At 69.8% G+C, this 24,968-nt stretch carries 20 protein-coding genes and 3 pseudogenes; 8 read left to right on the forward strand and 15 right to left on the reverse strand.

Features of this window, described 5'->3' with window-relative positions; genetic code table 11:
• Window positions 1-17: 17 nt before the first annotated feature.
• From ACN9MM_RS35980 to ACN9MM_RS35990, 3 genes are all read right to left on the reverse strand, one after another.
• Window positions 18-1,238 (reverse strand): Kelch repeat-containing protein, encoded by a 1,221-nt coding sequence (locus tag ACN9MM_RS35980; RefSeq protein ID WP_426367960.1) that lies wholly within the window; start codon window positions 1,236-1,238, stop codon window positions 18-20.
• 192 nt (window positions 1,239-1,430) lie between these two features.
• Window positions 1,431-2,000 (reverse strand): SixA phosphatase family protein, encoded by a 570-nt coding sequence (locus ACN9MM_RS35985; RefSeq protein WP_426367961.1) that lies wholly within the window; start codon window positions 1,998-2,000, stop codon window positions 1,431-1,433.
• Window positions 2,001-2,041: 41 nt separating this feature from the next.
• Window positions 2,042-2,188 carry a hypothetical protein gene (locus tag ACN9MM_RS35990; RefSeq protein WP_426367962.1) on the reverse strand — a complete coding sequence of 49 codons (147 nt, stop codon included), beginning with the start codon at window positions 2,186-2,188 and terminating at the stop codon, window positions 2,042-2,044.
• 144 nt (window positions 2,189-2,332) lie between these two features.
• On the opposite strand from ACN9MM_RS35990, the pseudogene ACN9MM_RS35995 reads away from it, so the two are divergent.
• Window positions 2,333-2,599: pseudogene (locus ACN9MM_RS35995) on the forward strand (FAD/NAD(P)-binding protein); the annotation flags it as partial.
• 21 nt (window positions 2,600-2,620) lie between these two features.
• Here ACN9MM_RS35995 and ACN9MM_RS36000 read toward each other — a convergent pair.
• From ACN9MM_RS36000 to ACN9MM_RS36015, 4 genes and pseudogenes are all read right to left on the reverse strand, one after another.
• Window positions 2,621-3,358: an SAM-dependent methyltransferase gene (locus ACN9MM_RS36000; protein WP_426368918.1), complete on the reverse strand. Its 738-nt coding sequence runs from the start codon at window positions 3,356-3,358 to the stop codon at window positions 2,621-2,623.
• Between the two features lie 21 nt (window positions 3,359-3,379).
• Window positions 3,380-4,567: pseudogene (locus tag ACN9MM_RS36005) on the reverse strand (glycosyltransferase); the annotation flags it as partial.
• A 181-nt stretch (window positions 4,568-4,748) separates the two neighbouring features.
• The gene (locus ACN9MM_RS36010) at window positions 4,749-5,726 is read right to left on the reverse strand and encodes a GNAT family N-acetyltransferase (RefSeq protein WP_426367963.1); all 978 of its coding nucleotides are present in this window, start codon (window positions 5,724-5,726) and stop codon (window positions 4,749-4,751) included.
• A gap of 102 nt (window positions 5,727-5,828) precedes the next feature.
• On the reverse strand, window positions 5,829-6,374 hold the full coding sequence (locus ACN9MM_RS36015; RefSeq protein WP_426367964.1) for a carboxymuconolactone decarboxylase family protein: 546 nt from the start codon (window positions 6,372-6,374) through the stop codon (window positions 5,829-5,831).
• An 80-nt stretch (window positions 6,375-6,454) separates the two neighbouring features.
• Here ACN9MM_RS36015 and ACN9MM_RS36020 point away from each other — a divergent pair, with 80 nt between their 5' ends.
• Both ACN9MM_RS36020 and ACN9MM_RS36025 read left to right on the forward strand, forming a co-directional pair.
• Window positions 6,455-9,349, forward strand: coding sequence for an AfsR/SARP family transcriptional regulator (locus ACN9MM_RS36020; protein ID WP_426367965.1), 2,895 nt, complete (start codon window positions 6,455-6,457; stop codon window positions 9,347-9,349).
• 243 nt (window positions 9,350-9,592) lie between these two features.
• Window positions 9,593-11,989, forward strand: a complete 2,397-nt coding sequence (locus ACN9MM_RS36025) for a SpoIIE family protein phosphatase (RefSeq protein WP_426367966.1) — start codon at window positions 9,593-9,595, stop codon at window positions 11,987-11,989.
• A gap of 18 nt (window positions 11,990-12,007) precedes the next feature.
• On the opposite strand, the gene ACN9MM_RS36030 is transcribed toward ACN9MM_RS36025, so the two are convergent.
• The 4 genes from ACN9MM_RS36030 to ACN9MM_RS36045 all read right to left on the reverse strand — a co-directional run bounded on the left by ACN9MM_RS36030 (window position 12,008) and on the right by ACN9MM_RS36045 (window position 16,436).
• A complete protein-coding gene (locus ACN9MM_RS36030; RefSeq protein WP_426367967.1) occupies window positions 12,008-13,099 on the reverse strand; it encodes a PP2C family protein-serine/threonine phosphatase in 1,092 nt (363 codons plus the stop codon).
• A 445-nt stretch (window positions 13,100-13,544) separates the two neighbouring features.
• On the reverse strand, window positions 13,545-14,546 hold the full coding sequence (locus tag ACN9MM_RS36035; RefSeq protein ID WP_426367968.1) for a trypsin-like serine peptidase: 1,002 nt from the start codon (window positions 14,544-14,546) through the stop codon (window positions 13,545-13,547).
• A 38-nt stretch (window positions 14,547-14,584) separates the two neighbouring features.
• Complete coding sequence (locus tag ACN9MM_RS36040) at window positions 14,585-16,078, reverse strand: protein kinase domain-containing protein (protein WP_426367969.1); 1,494 nt, start codon at window positions 16,076-16,078, stop codon at window positions 14,585-14,587.
• 106 nt (window positions 16,079-16,184) lie between these two features.
• Window positions 16,185-16,436: a hypothetical protein gene (locus ACN9MM_RS36045; RefSeq protein ID WP_426367970.1), complete on the reverse strand. Its 252-nt coding sequence runs from the start codon at window positions 16,434-16,436 to the stop codon at window positions 16,185-16,187.
• An 844-nt stretch (window positions 16,437-17,280) separates the two neighbouring features.
• Here ACN9MM_RS36045 and ACN9MM_RS36050 point away from each other — a divergent pair.
• The gene (locus ACN9MM_RS36050) at window positions 17,281-18,468 is read left to right on the forward strand and encodes a lanthionine synthetase C family protein (RefSeq protein ID WP_426367971.1); all 1,188 of its coding nucleotides are present in this window, start codon (window positions 17,281-17,283) and stop codon (window positions 18,466-18,468) included.
• Window positions 18,469-18,869: 401 nt separating this feature from the next.
• Here ACN9MM_RS36050 and ACN9MM_RS36055 read toward each other — a convergent pair.
• From ACN9MM_RS36055 to ACN9MM_RS36070, 4 genes and pseudogenes are all read right to left on the reverse strand, one after another.
• A pseudogene (locus ACN9MM_RS36055) lies at window positions 18,870-19,256 on the reverse strand (IS110 family transposase); the annotation flags it as partial.
• A gap of 164 nt (window positions 19,257-19,420) precedes the next feature.
• Entirely contained in the window at window positions 19,421-19,777 is a 357-nt protein-coding gene (locus ACN9MM_RS36060) for a hypothetical protein (protein ID WP_426367972.1), read from the reverse strand.
• 108 nt (window positions 19,778-19,885) lie between these two features.
• A complete protein-coding gene (locus ACN9MM_RS36065) occupies window positions 19,886-20,155 on the reverse strand; it encodes a hypothetical protein (protein ID WP_426367973.1) in 270 nt (89 codons plus the stop codon).
• Between the two features lie 258 nt (window positions 20,156-20,413).
• Window positions 20,414-20,608, reverse strand: a complete 195-nt coding sequence (locus ACN9MM_RS36070) for a LapA family protein (protein WP_426367974.1) — start codon at window positions 20,606-20,608, stop codon at window positions 20,414-20,416.
• Between the two features lie 318 nt (window positions 20,609-20,926).
• On the opposite strand from ACN9MM_RS36070, the gene ACN9MM_RS36075 reads away from it, so the two are divergent.
• From ACN9MM_RS36075 to ACN9MM_RS36090, 4 genes are read left to right on the forward strand one after another with little or no spacing between them, the layout of a single operon-like run.
• Entirely contained in the window at window positions 20,927-21,874 is a 948-nt protein-coding gene (locus ACN9MM_RS36075; protein ID WP_426367975.1) for an ABC transporter substrate-binding protein, read from the forward strand.
• Window positions 21,875-21,876: 2 nt separating this feature from the next.
• Window positions 21,877-22,839 (forward strand): amino acid ABC transporter permease, encoded by a 963-nt coding sequence (locus ACN9MM_RS36080; protein WP_426367976.1) that lies wholly within the window; start codon window positions 21,877-21,879, stop codon window positions 22,837-22,839.
• A gap of 8 nt (window positions 22,840-22,847) precedes the next feature.
• Window positions 22,848-23,600 (forward strand): amino acid ABC transporter ATP-binding protein, encoded by a 753-nt coding sequence (locus tag ACN9MM_RS36085; RefSeq protein WP_426368919.1) that lies wholly within the window; start codon window positions 22,848-22,850, stop codon window positions 23,598-23,600.
• On the forward strand, window positions 23,597-24,811 hold the full coding sequence (locus ACN9MM_RS36090; protein ID WP_426367977.1) for a M20 family metallopeptidase: 1,215 nt from the start codon (window positions 23,597-23,599) through the stop codon (window positions 24,809-24,811). Before ACN9MM_RS36085 ends, ACN9MM_RS36090 begins: the two co-directional genes overlap by 4 nt.
• The last annotated feature ends 157 nt before the right edge of the window (window positions 24,812-24,968 follow it).

Raw genomic sequence — 24,968 nt, forward strand, 5'->3', positions numbered from 1 at the left:
CCGATGGGGGCCGTCGGTCAGGGCGTGTACGTCTCGGTGGTGGCGGTGACCTGGTCCTCGCCCGGTACCGGGGCCGCCGCACCGGAGTGCGTGAGTCCGCCGAGGACCAGGACCCGGCCGTCGTTCAGCGCGACGGCGGCCGGCGCCCAGCGGCCTTCGGCCATCGGGAGCTCGTCGGACCAGGCGCGGGCGTCGGGGTCGTACAGGACGGCGTTCTGGTAGCCGACGGCGAGCGAGGAGTCGTCGGTGCCGCCGAGCACCAGCACGGCACCGGACCTGAGCGCCACCGCCCGGTGGTGACTGCGGCCCCAGGGCATGTCGGCGTCGGCGCTCCAGGTGCCCGCGTCCGGGTCGTACCGCTCGGAGGTCCACTGGCTGTACGGGTCGTAGGCCCAGTCCTCGTCCCGGAACCCGCGCATGTCCCCGCCCGTCACGAGTACGTCTCCGTCGAGGAGCAGCGTGGCCTGGTGGCCCTTGCGCGCCGTGGCCAGGGTGCCGGTGGGCGACCAGGTCGAATCGGCGGGGTGGAACACCTCGCAGTGGCCGAGCGCCGCGTAGCTGCCCCGCCCGACGGCGAGCGCCCCGCCGACGAGGAGCACCCGGCCGTCGTCGAACCGCACCGTCGGGTGCCCGAACCGGGCGTCCGTCATCGGCGCGCGCACCGGAGTCCACGCCCGGCTGCCGGGGTCGTACAACTCGGCGGACCGCAAGGTGCGCAGCGAGTGGTCGTCGCGGGCGGTGCAGCCGCCCGCGACGAGCAGACGGCCGTCCTTCAACGCGGTCGCGGAATGCGAGAAGCGCCCTTCGGAGAGACCGCCCACGGGGACCCAGCCCCCGCTCCCGGGGTCGTACAACTCCGCCGTGGCCAGGCCGGCCGAGGGCGCTCCGGGGCCCGCGCCGATACCGCCCACCGCCAGGATCTGACCGTTCTCGAGCCGGGTCAGCGTGTGCAGGCGGCGGGCCTGCCGGAGCGGGGGCGTGGACGTCCAGACACCGGTGGACGGGGTGAGGAGCGCGCTGAGGTCGGTCGGCAGCCGACGACCGTCCTCGCCGCCCGCGATCAGCACGCCGTCGGCGCCGAACAGGGCCGCCGCCCCGTCCGGCTGAGCCCAGAACCCCGCGAACGGCATGTCCGGTGCCGACTGCCAGACGCCGGGCGTGACCCCTGCCGCGGCCGCTGCGCGCGGCGCACCGCGCAGCACGCCACGGGCCCGCGACGGGCGCCTCAGTTCCCACACGATGCCGCACCTCATCTCGTCGGGTGCGTACTCCCCGGGGAGTTGGGCGCGGACACATGACGTCATCCGTGCGGAGTAGGAAGAAACGATCAACCTCGCCGACGCACCGCCACGGTCGGCCGGTGTCGTTCTTGGCTCCGGCTGTCCGACGTGCTCGGCCGTCTGGCGCGACGGCGCGCGGATCCGTCCCGCTCAGGACGAGTCGCGGGCTCCGCGGGGAATCGCCAGGTCCGTCAGGAGCGCCTCGCCGGCGTGGAGGTCCGCCCAGGTGCCGGACCAGGTCAGGACGGCGATCGCGGAGGTCGGGAACTTGGTCCGCACTCGGTCCAGGGCGTCCCCGGCCGCCCTGCCCGCGAGCAGCAGGATCAGGTCCTCCAGCCCCGGGTTGTGCCCGACCAGGAGCAGGGTCGCGACCTCGTCGGGTACGCCGTGGAGGACATCGAGCAGTTCCTGGGCGTCCGCCCCGTACAGCCGCGGGTCGAAGCGGGTGGGCACGGGTCCGTCCAGCTCAGCGGCGGCCAGCTCCCAGGTCCGGCGGGCGCGCCGGGCCGGGGAGCACAGGGCGAGGCCGGGCAGTGCGCCGCTCTCCGCCAGGAACCCTCCGGCTGCCGGGGCGTCGCGCAGCCCGCGCGGGCCGAGGGGACGGTCCCGGTCGGCAACGCCCTCCGGCCAGGCGCTCTTGGCGTGCCGCAGCACGAACAGGCGACGCGGTCGGCCGTCGGCGGATCCGGCGCGCTCAGGGGTCTCGGTGGAGGACGGCACGCCTTCGAGGGTACGGGGCGGGCCGTCGAGGGCCGTGGACGCTACGGGTACGTCCGCACGTCGTCGTTGTAGTCGCGGGCCCGGTCCCGTACGAGCTCGGGCAGTGTCCCCGTCGCCAGATCCGCGAGGGTCGTGCTCTCCAGGACCTGGCGCAGGCTGGTCCGCACGGCACGCCACACATCCGGCATGGGAGCCGCCGCCCCCGGTACTCGAGACCCGTCAGCTTCAGGTCCCGCACGCTGACGAGCGGTCCGTCCATCGCGCGTTCCGTGGTGTCCGTCGTGACTGTCGCGTCCTCGCCGTCCGCCGAGTCCGCCCGTCCCCGACCGACCGTGGCGGCCGTCGGCGCGGGCGCGGCCGGTGCGCTCGTCGCCGTCCAGCTGTGCGAAGGGGCGGCCCGGCGCCGTATCCCGCTCGACCTGATCCTCGTCGACCCCGCGCCGGAGGCGGGCCGGGGCACCGCGTACGCCACCGAGTTCCCCGAGCACCGGCTCAACGTGCCCGTCGGCGGCATGAGCTGCTACCCGGACGACCCGGGCCAATTCCGGCGCTGGCTCTGCCGTCACGGCGAACCCACCGTCACCGCGGCGGACTTCGCACGCGGAAGCACCGGCCGGCCCTCAATCCGACGTTCGACGCAGGACCAGGCAGAGGAAACCGAAGCTGTCCCGGTATCCGTGCAGCCACTGCGAACGCTGGGCATGGGCCGTCTCGAGCACCTGCGCGCCGGCCGGCTCGTCGGCGTGGTCCAGGGCCCATGCCGCCAGCGAGCCCCAGCAGGCCCACTCGTAGGCGTCCAGCTCACTGCGGGTGCTGACGTGCCCGTGGACGGGTGTCCACCCGTCGGCGACGACGCGGTCCACCGTGGTCGCCAGGTCGTCGAGCTCACCGAACATCTCGACGGCCGCCGGTGAAGGGGCGCGGTCCCAGAACGACTCACCGATCAGGACGCGCCCGCCGGGGGCCAGGTGCTCGCGGGCCGCCGCGAGGGTGGGGAGGAGTCCGTCGAAGGCATGCGTGGCGCCGACGCTGATCACCAGGTCGAACGGCTGCGCGGAGACGAAGTCCGCGGCCTCCTGCCGGTGAAGGACCAGGCGCTCACCGACGCCGAGTTCGCTCGCGGCCCGGCGGGCCTGCGCCAGGGAGACTTCGGAGACGTCGACGCCCTCGGCACGCAGGTGCGGGCGAGTGGCCAGGGCACGCAGAAGCCACTCCGCCGTGCCGCATCCGAGGTCGAGCACGCGCTCGTCACCTCGCGTGAGGCTGCGTTCGAGCAGCCGGCTGACCGAGTCGTCGCCGAGCGGGGACTTGATCGGGTGGTCGGCATGCGCGATCGCGGAGATCTGTTCGCGGCTCACCGGCGCAGCGTGCTCCGGGGCGAGCAGCAGTCTCGCGGCCACCTCCGTCCCATCGGTGCGGATCGTGCCGGCGACAGCCTTCGCCCGGGTCCGTGTCTCGGGGTTCAGGGCCGTCCTGAGTGCGGCTGACAGGGACGCGAAGGTGGGGGTCGGGCCGTCGTGTGCCGCGCCGATGCCGAGCTCGGCCACGCGGGCGGCCCAGTGCGGCTGGTCCACGAACTGGGGCACCACCACCTGGGGCGCACCGGCCAAGGCGGCGGTGGTCGTGGTGCCCGCGCCGCCGTGGTGGACGACCGCCGCGACCCTGCCGAACAGCGCCTGGTGGTTGACGTCGCCGACGGCGAGGCAGTCGTCCGAGCCGTCCGCCAAGGCCAGGTCGGCCCAGCCGCGGGAGACGAGCACGCGGCGGCCCTGCGCCCGCGCCGCCTCCACGGTCGTCCGCGCGATGTCGGCGGCTGCGGTCATGGGCATGCTGCCGAAGCCGACGTACACCGGTGGGGTGCCCGCGTCGAGGAACGCCTCCAGGTCGGCGGGCAGGGGGCGTTCGTCGGGCAGGATCCACGCGCCGGTCTGCACGAGCGCGAGGTTCGTCATGTGCTGCCACGGACCGAGGACCGGGTCCACCGCCAGCCACGGCCGTTCGGTGAAGACGTGGTCGCGGACGTTGTCCACCGGCGCGAGGCCGATCGCCGCGCGGTGGGTGTTCAGGGGCTGGAGGTAGAGGGCGTCGACCTTCTGGGCGTCCAGGTCCCACAGGTCCTGGCCGTCGGTCATCCAGGGCGGGGCGGGCGGGCCCGGCCGGGGCGACGGGAGGTAGTGCGCGGAAGGCATCTCGAAGGGGTGGAAGCCCGCGTACACGTAGCGGATGCCCAGCTTCTCGGCCACCGAGCGGGCCCCCGCCGGCATCAGCCCACTGGCGACCAGCACGTCGCAGTCCTCGGCCGCTTCGGCCACCGTGTCGAAGTGCGCGGCGACCAGCTCGGCCGCGAACGCGGCCGCGTCCGACGGCGGAGCCCCCGTCCGCAGCGCGCGCACGTCCCGCCCGAAGGGCACGAACTCCGCGCCGACGCCGGCCAGCAGTCCGGCGAACTCCTCGTCGGGCGGTGCGCAGACGCGTACCTCCGCGCCGTGTTTCCGCAACTGCGCGGCCAGTCCCGCCAGCGGCGCGATGTCGCCGCGGGATCCGTACGCCATCAACAGGACACGCATGTCGTGATTCTCGTTTCTGTGGGTGCCGGCATCAGCCGGCGTCGGTGCGGCGGGATTCAGGTGTGGAGGCCGGCGGACCACTGGTCCATCCGCGTCTCCCGAGGGAACGGACTCGCGGGTGCCGACGGGGTCGGCACAGGTTGCCCGTGGGGTGGCCGGTCGTGGCGTGGTCCAGCGGCGGTCAGGTGGTGGGCAGGTCGAGCTGGTACTCGTGGGTGCTGCGGTGGGGACGGAAGCCAAGCTGCCGGTTGACGGCGAGCATGTGGGCGTTGTCCTGGGCGTTGTCGGTCTCGATCTCCACGATGGCGGGGTGCTCGGCGCGGAGCCTGCGCACCATCTCGGCCTTGACCCACAGCCCGAGTCCGTGACCACGGTGTGCGGGCACCACGACGGTGTCGTACTGCAGCGCCCGGCGGGTCTCCCCGGCACGGATGACGATCTCGGTGTATCCGGCCATCTCCCCCGTGCGGAGCGCGGCGGTCGTCAGCAGTACGTCACCGCGGTCGGCCAGCACCTCGGCCATGGCCCGGACCCGGTCGGCGGTCCAGGCCTGGCTGCCGTAGTCCATCTCGCCGGTGGGCATGTCGTTCATCGAGTTCTTGGCGGCGGCGAACGCCTCGGCCAGGCCGTCGGGAACCGTGCCGGTCCAGCAGGCCAGTTCGTAACCGGGGTGCTGGGCGTCGGCCGCGGCATCGTCGGCCCGCGCGACGTCGAGCAGCAGGTGGTCCAGTGCGAGGACCTGCCGGAAGCCGCGCACGGCGCAGAAGGCGTCCCCCGGCCCGCCGCCCGCCACGGCGGTGATCAGGCTGCGGCGCCGCTCGGCCTGTGCCGCCTCCACGGCCGTGGCCAGCAGGTGCGAGCCGACGCCCGAGCGCCGCCGGTCCGGACGGACGTGCAGTTCCAGCTCGGCCAGGTGCCTCTGGCCGGGCGAGGTGAACAACCGCAGCCCGGCCACACCGATCACGCTGCCGTCGGTGCCGGTGGCCTGCCAGAGCAGTCGGCGGTTGTCCCTTCCGATGACGGTGAGCTGGGCGTGGACCTGCTCGAACGTGGGCCGGGGCTCCTCAGGCAGATCGCCGGCGAGCGAGGCCGCCACGACCGCGTGCCAGGCGGCGGCATCGTCAGGAGAGACCTGAGGGAGGGGGACGACGGTGAACATGCGGGACTCCTGGGTGGGGATGGTCTTCGCTGTGCGGAGGGCTGCTGGGGTGGTCCGGGTCAGGCGATACGGCTCTGTCCGTGTCATCGCGTTCGCGTTCCTTCAGTCGGTGTGGCGCACGAGCGGCCAGTCGATGTCGATGCGGGCAGCCGTGGCGAGGTAGTTGGTGAACACGTTGAGGGCGACGTGGGCGACGACCTCGACGATCTGACCGTCGGACAGGCCGGCTCGCCGGGCCGCGGCCAGCTGCTCCTCGGCAACGGTTCCGCGGTCGCGTACCAGCACGGCGGCCAGGTCCAGGACGGCGGCGGGCCGCGGGTCGTCGGCCTCGCCGTGGCGTGCGCGGGTGGCCTCGGCCGCACTCAGCCCGGCCGTCCTGGTGCCGAGGAACGCATGGACGGACAGGCAGTAGTCGGAGCGGTTCTCCTGCGCCACCAGCAGTGCGATGCGCTCGCGTACGTCCGCCGGCAGGGTTCCCTCCGCGTTCAGGGCGGTGAGGGCGCCCACGTACCCCTTCAGTACGGCCGGGCTGTTGGCCATCACCCGGGCCAGGTTGGGGATGACCCCCATGGCCCGGTGCGTGGCGGTGAACAGGGCTGCTGCCTCACCGGTCGCGATCTCCGGTTCAACGGTGTGTAGTGCTGGCATGCCGGTAACCCTGCCGGGTGATCTTGATACATTCCCGATGCTTCTTCGATGCACGCGCTGGTGACCCCGGGAGTAACGGCATGCGGTTCACGATCCTCGGTCCGGTGGAGGCCGTGGCTCCCGGTTCGGACGCGCCCGGTCTCGCACCCCGGCATCGCGCGGTGCTGGCCTACCTGCTGCTGCACGCCGGGGCGGTGATCAGCACGGATCGCCTGATCGACGCGATGTGGGGGCCGCTGCCGCCGGACTCCGCCCGCGCGCAGATCCAGACCACGATCGCTGCGATCCGACGGATGCTGCGCGCTTCAGGAGCCGACGGAATGCTGGCCACACGGCCGGCCGGGTACGTGATCACGCCCGAGCCGGGACAACTCGATCTGGACGAGTTCACCGGCCTCATGGCCAAGGCGCCGGCCGTCCCCGACGCCCCGGGGGAGACCGCGGACCAGATCCGCACCGCGCTGGCGCTCTGGCGGGGAGAGCCGCTGGCGGACATCACCGGTCACTACGTCGAGAGCGCCAGGGCACGTCTGAACGGCCAGCTGCTGACCGCCGTCGAGCGCCTGGCCGAGCTGGAACTGGCCCAGGGGCGGCACGAGGACCTGATCGACGAACTGTCCGTCCACGCGGCGGCCCATCCCCTGCGGGAACGGCTCTGCGGCCAGCTGATGCTCGCCCTGCACCGGGCCGGACGCCAGACCGACGCGCTGCACGTGGCAAGGACCTTCCGGGCGACCCTGGCCGAGGACCAGGGACTGGATCCCGGCCACGCGTTCACCAAGCTCGAACAGGACATCCTGCGGGACGCCCCCGACCTGCGTCCGCCGCTCCCCGCGCCGGCGAAGCGGCAGGGCATCAACTTCCTGCCGTACGACGTCCCGGACTTCACCGGACGTGAGGGCGAACTCGACGGGCTGACCCGCCTGTGGTCGGGAGACAACGGCGGCGTCGTGACGATCTCGGCGATCGACGGGATGGCCGGGGTCGGCAAGACGACGCTCGCGGTGCACGTGGGGCACCGCCTCGCCGACCGCTTCCCGGACGGACAGCTCTTCGTCGACCTGCAGGCGCACACCGCCGGCCAGGCGCCGCTCGACGCCGGTACCGCGCTCGAGGTCCTCCTGGGCCAACTCGGCGTTCCCGCCCAGCACATACCGGCATCCGTCGCCGATCGCGCCGCGCTGTGGCGGTCCGAACTCTCCGGGCGTCGTGTGCTGGCCGTGCTGGACAACGCCCTCGGCGCCGACCAGGTACGTCACCTGCTGCCCGGAGCCTCCCGCACACTGATCCTGATCACCAGCCGCCGGCGACTGACCGACCTGGACGGGGCACACGCCCTGTCCCTGGACGTGCTGCCCGCCGCGGACGCCGTGGAGTTGTTCACGTCGATCGTCGGCGAACGGGCGACCGCCGAACCCCTGGCCGTCCTCGATGTCCTGCAGTTGTGCGGCTTCCTGCCGCTGGCCGTGCGCATCGCCGCCGCCCGTCTGCACCATCGCCCCCGCTGGACCGTCGCCCATCTGGCCGACCGGCTGCGCGACCAGCGCCGCAGACTCTCCGAACTGGCGACCCAGGAGCGAGGAGTGGCGGCGGCGTTCACGCTGTCCTACCAGTCGCTGACCGCAGATCAGCAACGCATGTTCCGGCTCCTGGGGCTCCAGCCGGGCCGCGACGTCAGCCCCGATGCGGCGGCCGCCCTGGCCGACCTCCCGCTCGACGACGCCGAGACGCTCCTGGAAGACCTCCTGGACGCCCACGTGCTGGCCCAGCACCAGCTGGGCCGGTACACCTTCCACGACCTGCTGCGCGAACACGCCCTGGCCACCGCGGCCGCCGAGGAACCCCCGACCGCCCGGCGGGAGGCCCTCGGCCGACTGTTCCACCACTATCTCCACACCGCGAGCACGGCCATCGACCTCCTCTACCCCGAGGGCAGGAACCGCAGGCCACGCATCCCCACGCCGGACACCCCGGCCGCGCCCCCACGGGACGAGGCCGAGGCGACCGCCTGGCTGGACGGCGAGCGCGCGAACCTCATGGCGGCCGGCCAGTACGCGGCCGAGCACGACTGGCTCCCCCAGACCAGCCAACTCGCCGCCATCCTGCACCGCTACCTGCTGGGTCACGCCCACCAGGGCGACGCGCTGGTCCTCCACGACCTGGCACTCCGAGCCGGCCGCCGGAGCGGCGACAGAGCCGCCGAGGCGCGCACGCTCATCGATCTCGGCGAGGTGCACTTCTGGTGGCACGGAGCCTACGAGCAAGCGGCCGAGCACTACCGGCACGCCCTGGACCTGGCGTCCGAGACCGGCGATCAGGGCGCCGCGGCCCGCGCACTGCAGGGCCTCGGCAACGTCTCCAGGCGGCGGCGGGAGTACGACCGGGCTCACGACCACTGCGCCCGGTCCCTCGTGCTCTTCCGCGAGCTCGGCGACCGCGGCGGCGAAGCCAGGTGCCTGACCGACCTCGGCATCGTCCACGAACGCCGGGGACGCCACGAGGAAGCCCACGAATACCATCGGCAGGCGCTGCACGCGTACCGCGATACCGGATCCCGCATCGGCGAGACCATCGTGCAGAACAACATCGGGCTGCTGTACCAACGGCAAGGCCGCTACGACGAGGCCCGGCGCCACCATCACGAAGCCCTGGAACTGAGCCGGCGGTTCGACTTCCCCGGAGACGAGGCCGAGTCGCTCAACGCCCTGGCGGAAGCAGCCCGGGCCATGGGCGACCTCGCCCGGGCCGAGACCGAACACGACACCGCGCTGACCCTCGCCCGCGAGTTCAGCTACCGCCCCGAGCAGGCCCGCGCCCACGACGGCCTGGCGCACGTCCACCGCGACCTGGGTCGCATCGACCTCGCCCACGACCACGCGCGACAGGCCCTGAACCTCTACACCGCCCTCGCTGTCCCCGAGGCCGACGAGATCCGCGCCTTTCTCACCGCACTGCCGCGAAGGGAGGAGCCCTGACCGCGTGGCCGAACCTCACAGCGCCTGCCCCCACGGCATCACCGGTGGATCATCCAGGGCTCGGCCGACACCGGCCGCCCGCACCGGTCCGTCGTACGAGGGCCGGGCGGGCGCGACAACGACCGTGGAGCTTCCGCAACCCGAGCGCCAAAGCGCCGCGGGCCGCGTCCCGCCCTGTGCGGTGGCCGCCCGGACCGGAGCGGGCGCACTGCGGTCGCGACCGCACGGAAGGATGATGGGACCATGGAAGGGCTACCCTTCACTGCTCCCGCCGGGGCGGACGAAGGCGGGCACCTCGGTCCGCCCCCGGCCGCCTTCGCCCTGCTTGCCGCAGACGGAGTACTCGTCGGGTGGAGCCATGAGGCCGAGGCCCTCCTGGGCTATCCCGCTTCGCAGGTCCTGGGACGCCCGGCGGCGGACCTGCTCGTGACCCCCCACGCCGATCGCGACAGATCGGAAGAGCGGCGGCCGGATCAGCGGCTGCGGCTCGACGGGACACGCAGTGCCGTCGTGGACGTGCGCCACCGCAGCGGACACACCGTACGTGTGGCAGTGACGCTGCGTCCCCTGACCCCCGTCTCCGACGGGGACTCCACGGGCCGGGTCCCCTCCGCCGTGCTCATGGCGGCCGAGCTGCAGGGGCTTCGCTGGTGGGAGACCCGACAGGCGATGCTGCAGGGGCTCGTGACCCAGTCGCCGGTGACACTGACCATCTACGGCCCCGGCGCGCGCCTGTTGTGGGCCAACGCGTCCAGCGTCCGGGAACTGGGCGGCGACCTCGAGGCATCGCTGGGCCGCTCCATGACCGAACTCTTTCCCGGCGACGTCCTCACCACCCAGCATCTGATGCCGCCCGAGGACTTCGTCCAACAGATCCTCGAGACCGGTGAGCCGGTCATCGACGTGCACTTCCGAGGGCGCGCCCCGTCCGACCCGCGGCGTGAGCGCGTCTGGTCCTCGTCCTATTTCCGCCTCCTTGACGGCAGGGGAGAGCCGGTGGGCGTGTGCGAACAGTCCATCGACGTCACCGACCACTACCGTGCGCAGCAGCGCCTCGCGCTCCTCGCGGAGGCCGGTGCACGGATCGGGGCGACGCTCGACCCGTCCGGAACGGCAGCGGAGCTCGCCAGGATCGCCGTGCCCCAGTACGCCGACGCCGTGCTGGTCGACGTGGCGGCAGAGGTGCTCGAGGGAGAGGAGCCGAAGCCCGTCACGGCATGGGACCTGGTACGTGTGGCCGATTCCGACGGAGAACCCTCCCGGGTGGGGGAGCGGGTCGCGTACACCGCCGGATCGTCGCAGGCCGAGAGCCTGGCGGGGGGCCGTGTGACCGCGGACGCCGCGGTCGCGCCGACACGACTGTACGTCCCGCTGATCGTGCGGGGGACGCCATTGGGCCTGGTCACCTTCGTGCGGGGCGAGGACTCGGAACCCTTCGACGACGGCGATCGGGCGGTGGCGGAGGAGCTGGCATCGCGGACCGCTGTGTACATCGACAACGCCCGGCGGTACCGCCGGGAACGCACCGCGGCGCTCATGCTCCAGCGCAGTCTGCTGCCCCGGTCGCTGCCCGAGCTGACCGCCGTCGAGGCGGCGAGTCGCTATCTGCCCGCCGACAGTCACCTCGGCGCCGGCGGTGACTGGTTCGATGTCATTCCGCTGTCCGGCGCACGGGTCGGACTCGTCGTGGGGGACGTCGTCGGCCACGGGCTGGCAGCCGCTGCCACCATGGGGCGCCTGCGCGCGATGGTGCGCACCCTGGCCGAGCTCGACCTCGCGCCCGACGAACTCCTGGCCCGGCTGAGCGATCAAGTCGGCAGGGACGCGTCGGACGACCACGCGAAAGGCCCGGACGGCAGTGGCGCCGTCGGAGCGACGTGCGTGTACGGGATCTACGATCCGGCTTCCCGGACGAGCACCTGGGCGGCGGCGGGACACCTGCCGCCGGCTGTGGTGCAGCCGCACGGCCCCGTCACCTTCCTCCGCCTGCCACCGGGGCCTCCTCTGGGCGTGGGACGGCTTCCCTACGAGGGCGCGGAAGTGGAGCTCGCCGCGGAAAGCCTGGTCGTCCTGTTCACCGACGGCCTCGTGGAGGCCCGGGGTCAGGGCGTCGACGTGGGGCTGGACCGCCTGGCGGCTGTGCTCGGGGAGCAGCGGGAATCGTCGTCCGACCTGCTGTGCGCCCAGATCGTCGCGGAGCTGGCGCCGGACCGTGTGCGGGACGACGTGACGCTCCTCGTCGTGCGCACCCGTGCCCTGGACACACGCCAGGTGGCGGCCTGGGAGCTGCCCTCGGACCCCGCACTCGTCGCACGCGCACGTGCGATGGCCTCGGAGCAGCTGGGGCGGTGGGGACTGGACGATCTGGCCTTCACCACGGAACTGGTGGTCAGCGAACTGGTCACCAACGCGATCCGTCACGCCTCCGGCCCGATCGGTCTGCGCCTGATCCGGGACCGCTCCCTCATCTGTGAGGTCTCCGACTCCCAGCACACCTCACCGCATGCCCGCTACGCCGGCAACGACGAGGAGGGCGGACGCGGCCTGTTCATGGTCGCCCAGCTCACCGAGCACTGGGGCACCCGGTACATGCCGACGGGCAAGACGATCTGGGCGGAACAGGCCTTGCCCGTGCCCTGACGGGCCCACAGGCCTGGCTCACGGGGTGTGCAGGCGTACGGCCAAGGCGGCGATGTCGTCGTCGAGACTGCCTCTGCTGTGACGTAGGAGGTCATGGTGCAGTGCCGTGAGCAGATCACGGGGAGGTGTGGGGGGCTGTCGGCGCATCCACGCGGTCAACGGGAAGAACTCACCGTCCCGGGCGCGGGTTTCGGCGACCCCGTCCGTATAGAGGAGGAGAAGCTCGCCGGGAGCGAAGTCGAAGGCGTCCGCACGGTAATGGTCGCCGATCATTTCCGCGAGGCTGAGCAGCGGCGACGGGACGGACGGCTCCAGGATGCGCACGTTCCTGAGGCTGTGGATCAAGGGCGGTGGGTGTCCGCAGTTGACGATGGTGATGCGGCTGCCCTGATGCGGGATCTCGACGAGCAGCGCGGTGGCGAAGCGTTCCATCGGTGCCTCGGGCGGATGGGCGGCGTTGTGCCGGGCACAGCTGGCATCGAGCCTGCGGGCGACATCGGCCATGGAGGCCTCGCCGTGCGCCGCCTCCCGGAAGGCGTTGACGATCGCCGCGGCCGCCCCCACCGCCGGCAGGCCTTTGCCCCGTACGTCGCCGATGAGCAGCCGTACCCCGTACGGAGTGTCGATCACCTCGTAGAAGTCCCCGCCGATACGAGCCTCCGCGGCGGCGGCGAGGTACAGCGACTCGATCTCGACGTTCCGGAATCGGTGCGGCAGGGGCCGCAGCACCACCTGCTGGGCCGCGTCGGCGACGAGCCGTACCTGGAAGAGCGTGCGCTCCCGCTGAAGCCGGACGTGGCTCCCGTACGCGGCGGCCACGGTGACCGCGATGATCCCGCCGCACGTCCACCACGTCCCGAGATCGGGGAAGACGAAGCTGAGGCCGATCATCAGAAGGAGGCAGACGGTCCCGAGGAGGACGGTCGGGAGCACCGGCCACATGGAGGCGGCCAGAGCCGGCGCCGCGGGCAGGAGGCGGCTGAAGGCCAGCTCCGGCGGAGTGGCGTAGGCCAGGCTGGCGATCACGACGGTCAGAATCACCGGCGACAGCCGCACGAGCCTGCCGTAGCCGGGGCTCCGGCGGTGCCCCGGCCGTCCGGACTCGATCATGAATCCCAGAGTATCCGCGAGGGGCCCGCTCAGCGACGTGACGAGCGGGCCCCTCGCGCGACAGACCACGCCCTCCGACTCGCGGGGGCGCGACACCGTGATGCGCCGGTGACCGGTAGGAGCAAAACGGACACGGACGGTGCCTGCGAGTGCCAGGACCGTCATTCTGGCCGACCTTCCTGGCAACCGCGTCACCGAAGCAGTCCATGGAGGGCAGTCTGACGGGTATAAGCACAGGTCAGGCGCCTCTCATGCATGTCCCGGATCTTGTCGGCGTGGAGCGGGCGCTCACCAGCGGTCCGTGGCGACGGCGATGGCCCAAACGAGGGGCGAGCCGACAGGGATGGCTCTGTCGTCTGCCATGACACCAACAGGCGTCGTCAGGCGAAACCCAAGGCGGCGGACGTAGGGGCGGGCCGAAACGTTGCCTTCGGTCGGCCATGGCTCAGGCTGACCAACTCACGAGGTTGTCGTAGACGGCACGGTTGATACGGGTACCGGAGTTGACCGTCGTCCCTCCGTAGGCGTGGACGGCGAAGCCGTACCGGTCGCCCCCGATGGCCCGGTACACCGCCGTTCCGCTCTGACCGCCGGCGGTGTCTATGTCGTAGTACACCTTGAACGGTGTTACGGAGCTGATCTGGCGGCTTGCGTACCACTGCGTTCCGGCAGGCTTGTCCCCTGGGTATCCGGCGATGTTCCCGGCGGTCGCGAGGAGGTCGTCGTCGGGCCAGGTGCCTATACCGAGCCATCCTGTGGTGTTGCCCATGTTGATCGGAGTGTTGATCGCCCCGTAGTCGTAGTTCTCGTCGCCCGTATCCGTCCAACCCGTCACCGAGTGGTAGGCCAAGGAGGTCACGAAGCCGAACGGCAGCAGGGCTCCATTGCGCCCCGGCATGACCTGAATGCTCCTCACCCAGCCGTCACGGCCCGGGACGCCGCTGTTCTTGATGTAGACGCAATGGCCGGCGGTGGCCAAAGTGTGCGGTCCGATGAACCAGCCGGTACCTATCCAGGTCGAGTAGTCGTTGGCGGTGATCAGCAACGACGCATGCGCGCTCCACGGATAGATTGCTGTGTTCTGGATCTGTACGCGGTCGTCGGGGCCGTGGACTGTCTCCGCTGGTGAGGGCGGAGGCCCGAACGACGCCTGCCCCACGTCGGGGAGCAGGCCGCTGGGGGCGGTCCACTCTCCCGAGAGGAGGGATTCGGGCCCTGGCTGGTCGTAGCCCTCAACGTCCTCTGTCTCGCCGTGAATCTCCTGGACGGGGATCTCCGACAGTGCTGTCTGTTGCTGTTGCTTCTGCTGCTGCGGTGCGGCGCCTCGAAGCAGTGCCGTTTGGGTCGGCGGAACGGGACGGTGAGGCGGACTGAACATCGCTGCCTGGACCAGGGAGCTCTCCCCTTGCGGCTGGTTGGACACTGCTGTGTGCTGATTCTGGGTCATGGATCTCACCTTCGAAGGCGTTTCTGGCCGGGAAGACCTCAAGGCACAGACAGGCTCTCCAACGACTCCAAGGCCTTCTTGGAGTCGCCTGCGAGAGCGGAGTCGATCGTCGTTCTCACCGCATGAGGAAGCCCGAGAGATATGAATCCGTCCAGGAAGACCTCACGGGCAGACGGATTGAGATCGAACAGTTGATTGACTGGGCACAGCGCGCCGTAGAGAATCATTCCCGCAGCGTAGAAATCGTCTTCGGGGGCCAGGTGTTGGCCTTCTGTCCGCTTCGGGCGCATAAAACCCGGGGTGCCCCACAGGACACCCCGTGCATGCTGGTCCAGGTCGTCCTCGTCCATGACGGCGCTTTCGAAGTCGACGAGCCACATGTCGTGGGTTTCGGGGTCGATGAGGACGTTGTCCGGCGACAGATCGCCCAGAAGGACCCCTTGGCCGTGGACCTCGATGACCATGGATATCAGCTTTTCCGCGACGGTCCGGAAGATGGGAACCCAATTCTCGAGCCGCCCGGGCACCCTGATGTATGGGCTGAGGATCACATCGTTGCGGGCCCAGAACTGGCGCACGTTCATGCCCGTCACGCGTTCCTGGACCATGAAGGTGTGCTCCGCGTCTTCGAAGCAGTCCACGGGGGCGGGTACCCAGGGCAGAGGATGGAGCTTTTCGAGAACGTCGAATTCGTGACGCAGGATGTTCGTCGAGTCCCAGGACCTCCCGTCCCGGACCCAGCAGTTGGTCAGAGGCCGGGCCTCTTTGATGAAAACGGGGGCGCCCGTCACCGTGTCGGTCCCGTAGTAGGTTCCACCCGCGTTGGAGAACCCATGCGCCGACTCCACCAAGTACCGGTCCTTGAGCGCGATTTGCTCGCCGGATCGAGTCAAAGGTCCTGCACCGAAGGGGTCTACCGCCCACGGCGGCAGCCTGAAGTACGGGACGCGCTCATCGGAGACGTATTCCCCGTCCGGGGAGACCAGGAGAGTCTCATGGGTTCCGTCGATCCGGACGCGCTGCGGAGGGTAGAAACCTCCGTAGCGGTAGGAGAGGATCCTGCTGTCGCGGTAGCGTCGGTCGGAGAGAATGTGCGGACCTGCGAGCGGTTCGTCCCGGGTGAGGCGATAGAGCACTTCGAGAAGTTCCCGCATCGCCTCTGTCTCAAGTGGGTAGATCGTCATGAACTTGCCGGAAGCCGCACGCGTCTGCCTTTTTCCGTCGAGCATGATGTGCAGCTGAGGGTCTCCGACAACCTTGAACTCGATTCCTCGCTTGACACACTCCGGAATGACGATCTTCATGACCTGAAGCGCTGTGTCGAGTGCGGAAGAGACATGGATCTTGAAGCCCTGTGTGATCTCGTGAGCCTGACCGTTCGGCCAGCTGGATTCCTCCCTGTTGGCATGAAGCCAGATGTCGTGCCGATGGATCGTCCACCCTGCGGGAAGCAGTTGAGCGAGGTTCTCGCGGTACAGTGGGGACAGTGCTCGCCTGGACCACGCTTCATTGAAATCTGAGTAGGTGTCCATGGTGGGAACCTCCCCGTCGTGCCCAGATTTCGGCTCTTATTGGTAGCCACCAGAGCCAACGGAGCACACCCGGACGCGAGTCGCGTTGATCGGGTATCTCTTGACCTCAGACCTCGAATTCACGAACGCAACCTATGCTTGGGAGGCTGTTGCCGTAGTCCCCGAATGCGCGCTCACAGCCCATGCTTGCGTGGCTGTTGCCGTGGCAATGGTTCGACTGGCTACTCCCGCCGCAGCCCGCGTCGTTACGTGTCTCAGGTGAGGTGGCATGAAGCGCCTGCAACTGCAGGATGTTCTCCATCCGTGTCAGACGCTCTGATAGCTCTTCGAGTTGAACAGAAAGATCGAGTTCTGTCATCGCGCGGATCCATCCCCTTTTGGAGGCGCCGACAAAGCGCCCCCGGGTGTTTCCTCGCCGCAGTCCTGAAACCTGCCCCTCAGGAATCTGATGGTGGTCACCTCTCGCGGTGTCCCAACTGTTTGGTGCACTATCCTTGTGGGTCTAGTGCCCTGATGCACCCCATGCTTGCGTGGCTGTTGCCGTGGCAATGGTTCGACTGACTGCTTCCGCCGCAATCGGCTTCCCCTGTCTCAGGCGACGTGGGGTCCAGTGCCTGCAGCTGCAGTATTCTCTCGATTCGTGCCAGCCGCGCTGAGAATGCTTCGAGCTGTGCGGAAAGATCAGGTTCCGGCATCGGGAGGTCTCCTTCACTTCATCGAGGAGAACCGTGAAAGAAGTCCGCGCCTGATGGCAGCGGCCCTATCAGCCGCTCTTGGCGCCCACCCGCCGGCCCAAGGCTATTGGGGTGGGCCCGTGGTTCAGCGACCACGGTTCCTCAGAATGCGTGTCGTCGTGGTCGTGGTCTACCGCGTTCGGGCGTCTTCCCCCAGCACGCAGCCCATGCTTGCGTGGCTGTTCCCGTGGCAGTAGTTCGATTGCGTGCTTCCCGCCATATCGTCTTCGCCTGTCTCGGGCGATGCGGGGTTGAGCGCCTGTAGGTGCAGGATTCTCTCGACCCGCGCGAGTCTGGCCAAGAGAGTTTCGAGCTGTGCAGAGAGATCAGGTTCTGTCTCTGACATGGGAGGTCTCCTTCACTCCCGCAGGTTGCCCCTGCTTCAAACATAGGTTCTTACTTGTCCGTTCGCATCCGGAGGTGGCGCCCCCTACAGTGCTACTGAAGACCTCGGGGCAAGGAGGAGTTATGTCCTTGGCAGAGACCCCTCTCCGTCCGTTCTTTCTTGATGCTGCTTCCCGTCAGAAGATTCACGACGACGCGAGGGTGACACTCGCGCAAACTGCCCGCTATGTCCTGAGCACAGCCGACCACGAGCGCACCGACCGATTGTGGCCCGCCGACTCGGCAGTCTTTGCGACGAACCCGATGAGCGTGGCGTACGGGGCATGCGGCCCCGCCCTTTTCCTCCATCATCCCTACACGCCGGCGGAGTTGCCCGAGCAGTCGCGCACATGGCTGCTGAAGCAGCCCCTCGACACGGAAGCGTATCCGCCAGGCCTCTACGTCGGGCTCGCCGGAATTGCCTGTACTTTCCTGGAGTTGGGCATGCCGGAAAGGGCCCGGGAGGCCATGGCGCTCGCCGGCAAGTCACCGCTCCTGTTCGATGAGGCCAACGTCCTGTTCGGATGCGCCGGATGGGGCTTGGCAGCGCTTCGCCTGTACGAAGGTCTGGGCGACCCGGCTCTCCTGGACCGCTCTGTCGAGGCGGCCGATCACCTCATGGACACCGCCCGCCGCGAGGGAGACACCCTCCACTGGGTGCAGAATTCTGACGGCCTTGTCCACTATGGGTTCGGGTATGGCGCCGCAGGGTGCGGCCTGTTCCTGTTGCAGCTCTATTCCTTGACCGGAGAAACCAGGTTCCGGGACGCAGCGGTGCAAGCGATCGATTACGATCTCGCGCACCGGATGGAGACGCCTCTCGGGTGGCAATGGAAGAGTTTCGACGGCGACACCCTGGTCAAGCCGTACTGGATTACGGGTGGTGCCGGCATCGGCAGCACACTAGTGCGCTTCCACCGAGTCCTGGGCGACGCACGGTTCCTCGCCGCCGCGCGCCGCATCGCCAATGACGCAGCCGTCAAGTTCTCAGTCGAGCCCGGACAGTTCGAGGGCCTGGCTGGAATCGGCGAGTTCATGACGGACCTTCACATCCACACTGGCGAGCCCATGTACCACGACCTCGCCCTCGACATGGCCGAGACGGTCATGTGGTTCAGGATCAATCGGCCTGAAGGGGTGGCGTGGCCCGGCCGATGGCTGCGCAGGATCTCCGACGACTACGCCACCGGCGCAGCCGGCATCGGTCTCTTCCTCGGCCGGCTGCTTCACCCCGGGCCGCGGCTGCTGCTCGACCTGCCTGCACGCGAGTAGGGGCTGGTGTGACCAGAAGACCTGGGGTGTCGCTTCTACCTGGGGACCGATCCCCGGGAAGCTCGGCATGATCGCCGCGTCTGGGTGTGACCGAAAGGCTTGCTCGGTGGCACTCGCCAGGTCATCGACCGCCTGACAGGCCGCATCCAGCTGCAACAGAAAGGCTGAGCCCGCGTCCTATGTGGTGAAGCGGAGGGGGCGTGACGGGCAATCAGGTTGTTGCGGATCTCGACCAATCGGTCGCGTTGGGCGGGGTCGGGCCAGAGCATCGGGCAGCGGACGCGCGCTCGTGGATGCAGGGGCACTGAAAGAGCGGCCTCAGGTGCCGATGGAGCCCTTGTGCCGCTCGAAGTGGCCCAGGACGGGCTACTGCGACCAACCTCGCCCGAGGCACCGGCGGGGCCGGCCCGCCGGAGCATGGCGGTCAGCTCCCACATCGGCAGCTTGGCTGCCAGGGCAGGTGTGGGTGCGTGGCGGCCGTCAGGGCGGTTCAAGGTTCCTGGCTTGTCCGTGGACGCCTCGATCATCGCCGGGAAGTACTCCTGGAGCAGAGACCGCAGCTGATCGGCGACCTGCCGGCGATTCCGGACCGCGTCCTGCGCTGCTCGGGCCGGGACGGCGACGGCTGGGGCCAGGTCGGTGTCGGCGGGCAGCGGGCGGTGCATCGGCGCGTCGGTGCGGGTGATGTGGGCGAGGACCAGGGCGTCGCCCGGGTCGGACTTCTTGCGGCTGACTCCGTGCCGGTCGCGGTAGCGGGAGGCAGCCATCGGGTTGACCGCGTAGATCTTCACGCGGGCCCGCACGGCGCACTGATTCCTGGGTTCCGAGGGCGCGCCACCGCATCAGCCGTGGGCGGCCTGCGAGGGCCGACCGACGCCCAGTGCCACCAGTCTTGACAAAGGGTCAGAGATCCAGGACCTCTCACTACTGACGATTGAGAGGTGTTGTCACGTCATGCGTCGTGCGAACCCAGGGTGGTGGGTGAGTCGCGGGGCCGGTAGACCACGATCGGGCAGACGGCACAGGCAGCCGAGCCCTCCTGGAAGAACCAGCGGCAATCGGCTCGGATGGCGCATCGTGGCAGGCCACGCTCCGACACCTCCAGCGCCGTGTCGGTCCCGGAGCTGATCAAGCGGCCGACCAGGGAACAGTCCTGACCGCTCCAGTGCTCACAGCAGTCCTGTCGACAGGTGTCGGCGAATCGGAACCGCGACTCGGGATCGCCGTGCTGCTTGCAGGCCTCTGCGAACACGTCGTCGACGGTGAGCGGCGGGCGGAGGTAGCCCAGGCGCCCGTCGTCGCCCAGCACGCCGATGAGTACGGCACCTTCGTGGCAGGTCGAGCTCGGACACGTCGTCCCTTGTGTGGCCGCTGCGGCGCGGGGGGACGAGCCGGCGCCGGATTCCGAACCGGGCATTCAGGCCGGCGCCTTCCTGATGTGAACTCCCTGCGTGTGGCCAGGCAGGCCCAGAGACTCCAACGCAAGGCCCTCCCGGAGGAGGTCGATGGAACGACCGTTGAGATCGACGGTGGCCAGCTCGGTGAGTACCGCCTTCCGGATTGCGGAGTCGATGCGCTGCACCAATTCGTCAGGCAGGTCGATCCCGTCGATGTCGACCTCAAACTTCTGACCCTTTTTAACCATGGACGAAATCTCCTTTTTGCCCGGCGACAGGTTCTGGATCAACTCCGAGGAGCGCGTGCTCAGTAGCGATCACTCTCAGTCAGCTAAACATCGTGCTGGGCGCCGCGCCACTGATCGCGCCCTCCTGGGTGACGCTTCCACCGACTCGCTGCACTCCGCCGTAGACCGGACCGAGTGGGCCCGTCGCGGGGACCCCTTTCCGCCCCACCGGCTGCGACGCCGGTCGCCGGCCGGTTCCGTGGCCGCTCCAACGGGTCCCCCCTCGCGCGAGGGGGGACCCGCAGTGGCGGGGACCGCTCGTCACCGCTGCGCGCGGCGGCGGGCGATGAACAGGCCGAGAACGATGCCCACGAGAAGAGTGACGGTGAGGACGATCCAGAGGGGGAGGGTGACTGTTGGGATCCACAGCCTGAGGGTGACCGACCCCGTGTTCACCGCGATGAACCAGATCGCCAGGGCGGCCAGGGTCAAGAACGCGAGGGTTCGCAACCGCATGTCCCGTCCCTTGACCGTCAGGGTGGACGGACGATGCGCCTTTTCTGTGGTATTTCGGGGCATGCGACCCATTATCGATGACCAGGGTCGACCGGTCGACCGGTATGCCGTGGCGGGGGAGTCGCGCGTCCACCGGAGTCACCGCGTCCACCGGGGTCCCACCCGAGTCGCCGTGTCCACCGGGGCCGAGGGTCCCGTTGCCGAGACCCGCAAGTAATAGGCATTACATCTAGCCATCACAAACATTGATGTGTAACTTCTGGAACGTCGGCGGAGGTGATTCCGCCCGCTTCGGACGTCCGAGAGGGAACGACGTTGATGTACATCTCTGTGCCCCGCCGCGGGGCGACCGCCGTGCTGGCCTGCACGGTTCTGGCGGTGGTGTCCGGCTGCGGCGCGAGCGACGACGGCGGTGGCGAATCGGCAGCCGGGGGCCGGGTCGCCGGGGTCACCGTCACACGGGACGCGACCCTCCACGAGGCCCTGCCCGAGCAGATCAAGAAGGCGGGCACCGTGCGCGTGGCCACGGACGTCCCCTACCCCCCGTTCGCGATGTTCGTCACCGAGGGGAAGAACGACCTGACCGGCCTGGACTACGACCTCGGCCAGGCCCTGGGCGCGAAGCTCGGCGTCAGGTTCGCCTTCACCCCGACGAAGTTCGACGGCATCGTGCCCGCACTCCAGGCCGGCAGGTTCGACGCCGCGATGTCCGCACTGACCGACAACAAGGAGCGGCAGAAGGTCGTCGACTTCGTCGACTACTCGCGATCCGGCTCGGGCATCCTGGTGGCCGAGGGCAACCCGGCGAAGATCAGTACGCTGGACGACCTCTGCGGCAGGAAGGTCGGCGTCCAGGCGGCGACCAACCAGTACAAGCTGCTCAAGGCCCACCAGGCCACGTGCCGGGCGGCCGGCCGGGAGACGGCCGACATCCAGACCTTCCCCAAGGAATCCGACGCCCAGCTCGCCCTGCGCGCCGGCAAGGTGACCGCGGAGGTCGTCACCAAACCCGCCGCCGGCTGGTCGGCCAAGACCGCCGACGGAGGCAAGGCCTTCGACCTGGCAGAAGACCCCCAGGCGCCGGCCGGCTACCGTTCGTCACCCAACGGCATCGCGGTCACCAGACGACTCCCGCAACTGACCGAAGCGATCAGGCGGGCACTGCAGGCACTGATCGACGACGGAACCCTCACCAAGATCTGCGACAAGTACGGCGTCGCCTCCATCGCCGTGAAGGAAGCCACCACGAACGCGGCGGTGGACTAGAGATGACGACCACCCACGTGGGCACACCGCACGCCGGTGAAACCCTTGCGACCGACACCCTCGAGATCGTCCCCGTCCACCACTGGGGTCGCTGGATCTCCGCGGTGGCCGCCGTCGCCGCACTGACCGGCCTCATCGGCTCACTCGCGAAGAACGGCAACCTGCACTGGGACGTCGTCGGCCACTACCTGTTCGCCGGGCTCATCTTCGACGGCCTGACCACCACCCTGTGGCTGACCGCCGCCGCGATGACCCTCGGCCTCGTCCTCGGCACCCTCGTGGCCGTCATGCGGCTCTCCGCCAACCCGGTTCTGTACGGTCTCTCGTCCCTGTTCGTCTGGGTCTTCCGCGGCACCCCGCTGCTCGTGCAGATCATCTTCTGGGGGTACGCCGGAGCCCTCTACCAGCAGGTGATGATCGGCGTCCCGTTCACCGGCATCACCTTCTTCCGGGCCGACACCAACACCCTGCTCACCCCGGCCGTCGCGGCCCTGCTCGCGCTCGGCCTGAACGAGGCCGCGTACGCTTCCGAGATCGTCCGTGCCGGGATCCGGTCCGTCGACGCCGGCCAGACCGAGGCGGCCCACTCGCTCGGCATGCGCCCGGCACTCACCATCCGGCGGATCGTGCTGCCCCAGGCGATGCGGGTGATCATCCCGCCGCTGGGCAACGAGACGATCAACATGCTCAAGATGACCGCCCTCGTGTCGGTGATCGCGGCGCATGACCTGATGTCCAACATCCAGGACGTGTACGGGCAGAACTACCAGGTCATCCCCATGCTCGTGGTGGCGTCGCTCTGGTACCTGGCTCTGGTCAGCCTCCTGAGCGTCCCGCAGGCGTGGCTCGAACGCCGCTACGGACGGGGCACGGCCCGCGGCGCCGAGCTCTCCCCCCTGCGACGCCTGTGCGCCGGACCCCTCACCGCCCTGCGCGGCCGCACACAGAAGGAGGCGGGCCGTTGAACGCGCCCATGGTGCACGCCGAAGGCGTACGCAAACACTTCGGGAATCTCCAGGTCCTCAAGGGCATCGACCTGACGGTCCGACGCGGCCAGGTGTGCTGCCTGCTGGGGCCCTCCGGGTCCGGCAAGTCCACGTTCCTGCGGTGCATCAACCATCTGGAGAAGATCGACGGAGGGCGGCTGTCCGTCGACGGCGAACCCGTCGGCCACCGGCCGCAGGGCGCCCGCCTCCACGAGCTGCGTGAGCGCGAGGTCGCCGCCCGGCGCCGCGACATCGGCATGGTGTTCCAGCGGTTCAACCTCTTCCCGCACATGACCGCCCTGGAGAACGTCATGGAGGCCCCGGTCAAGGTCGCCGGCGCGGCCAAGGACCGCGCCCGCGACGAGGCGAGGGCCCTGCTGGACCAGGTGGGGCTCGCCGACCGCGAGAGCCACTACCCGGCCGAGCTCTCGGGCGGCCAGCAGCAGCGCGTCGCCATCGCTCGCGCCCTCGCCATGAAACCGAAACTGATGCTGTTCGACGAACCGACCTCGGCGCTCGACCCCGAACTCGTCGGCGACGTTCTCGACGTCATGCGCCGGCTCGCGGACGACGGCATGACCATGGTCGTCGTCACGCACGAGATCGGCTTCGCCCGCGAAGTCGGTGACCTGGCCGTCTTCATGGACGAAGGCGTCGTCGTCGAATCCGGTGACCCCCGACGGGTCCTCGCCGAGCCGGAGCAGGAGCGCACCCGCGCCTTCCTCTCGAAGGTCCTGTGAGCGCCCCGCTCCGACAGCAGCCCCTCGAAGAAGCGCTGCTGTCCCTGTCCCACGCACACCAGGCGCGGTACCTGGAGGACCTGGCCGAACTCGTCGCGATCGACTCCGGCTCGTACAGCGCCGACGGCGTCGACCGGGTCGCCGACCTGGTCCGGGCCCGGCTCGAGCGGCTGGACTTCTCCGTGGAACGTGTCCCGCTTCCGCCGGCCGGCGGACACCGCGTCGGAGATGTGCTCATCGGCCGAAAGGAAGGTCGCCTCGCCGTCGCCGACGGAGGCCGCAGAGTCCTTCTCGCCGCGCACATGGACACCGTCTTCGACGACGGCGCCGCCGCCGAACGACCCTTCTCCCTCCACGGATCCCTCGCCCACGGACCCGGCGTCAGCGACGACAAGGGAGGCCTGATCGCCGGCCTTGCAGCCCTCGAGATCCTCGCCTCGGCAGGCATCGAGGACTACGCGGAACTCGTCTTCCTCGCCACCCCCGACGAGGAGATCGGCTCACCCGCGAGCCGACCGGTCACCCGGCGGGCGGCCGACGGGGCGCACTACGCCCTCGCCCTCGAATGCGCCCGGGAGAACGGCGACCTGGTCATCGCGCGCAAGGGTGTGGCCGACTTCAGGCTCACCGTCACCGGCCGCGCGGCCCACGCGGGCATCGAACCCGAACGCGGAGCGAACGCGGCTCTGGCGGCCGCCCACCTCGTCATCGCGATCCAGGCGCTGAACGGAGAGTGGGAGGGCGTCACCCTCAACGTGGGCGTCGTCCGCGCGGGCAGCCGTTTCAACGTCGTCTGCCCCGAGGCGGAACTCCTCGTCGAGATCCGCTCGGCCACGGACAGCGGGATGCGCGCGGCCACCGCAGCCCTCGAGGAGGCCGCCGCTCGGCCCGTCGTCGCCGGCACCCGCGTCACCGTCGAGGAACTCGCGTCCTGCCCGCCGATGGAGGACACGGACGCCTCCCGCCGGATGCTCGACCGGGCCAGGGGAATCGGCGCACGCCTGGGCCTGGTCTTCGGCGCCACGGCGACAGGCGGCGTCGGGGACGCCAACACCATCGCCGGCACAGGCGTCCCGACCCTGGACGGCCTGGGACCGGTCGGCGGCGCCGACCACACCCCGGAGGAATGGCTCGACGTCAGTACGGTCCCCGCCAGGGTCGCCCTGCTCGCCTCCCTCATCGCCGACCTCGGCGACGGTCGCAGCGACTGACGCCGCCCCCGACGCTCCCGCACCGGTTCATCGCGCCGTTGCCCGGTGCGGGAGCACCCGTTACCGCCCCCGAGGCGGCCTGGATCAGGCCGTAGATGATCGGCATTAGGCTCGGCACGCGGGCCGCAGCCCCGCCGACGACCGAGAGGGGAACCCG

The sequence above is a fragment of the Streptomyces sp. E-08 genome (genome assembly GCF_049913095.1).
In the GTDB taxonomy this organism is placed as follows: Bacteria; Actinomycetota; Actinomycetes; order Streptomycetales; family Streptomycetaceae; genus Streptomyces.